Here is a 559-nt window from a genome sequence, read left to right as displayed (position 1 = left end):
TTACAAACTTGGCAGTACAGATGTTGTAGAAACTCAACATTGCCGAACAGTTGAATCTGAGTCTGTTTTACGTAGTAGAAGAAACAGCAACATTCTTCAGCCGTTAAGTCGAGTTCTTGTTGATAACGGTGTATTGCTTCTTCTTCGCTGATCAAACCTTTGTTGAGGTCTAGCCAAATCTTGTTTGAGAACAGTCTTTTCGCCATTTGTTCTGCATCTACGGAATGACCAAATGTTAAGCGTACAATCTCTGGTGGTGACCAACGAACCAGTACGTTGCCGACATCGAAAACAACATTTTTAATTTGAGAGCTTTCCATAGAACACCTTTGATTTGTGAGTTGGGCAGAGTAATCAAACGAAGATGAGTGAGAACAACATTCGCGTTGCCCTCGCATAAGTTGATTCTACTTGAATCACAATAAAATAATATGCAATTGAACTCGTTACCAAAAAATTCGTGAGATCAAGCTGAACTTAGATAAAAGACTGAATTTAAAGACAAGCATCGCGAATAAATTGACGGATTTCGCGCTGCTTATATTTGGCAAGTAATATA

The 559-nt window shown here is 38.5% G+C and carries 1 pseudogene; it reads right to left on the bottom strand.

Going from position 1 to position 559, the window contains the following annotated elements:
- Positions 1-320: pseudogene (locus R7R78_RS28525) on the bottom strand (HAD family phosphatase); the annotation flags it as partial.
- Between the last annotated feature and the right edge of the window lie 239 nt (positions 321-559).

The sequence above is a fragment of the Vibrio sp. 2134-1 genome (assembly GCF_033339495.1).
The sequence above is the reverse complement of the archived record's forward strand: the minus strand, read 5'-3'. Positions and strand labels throughout refer to the sequence as shown.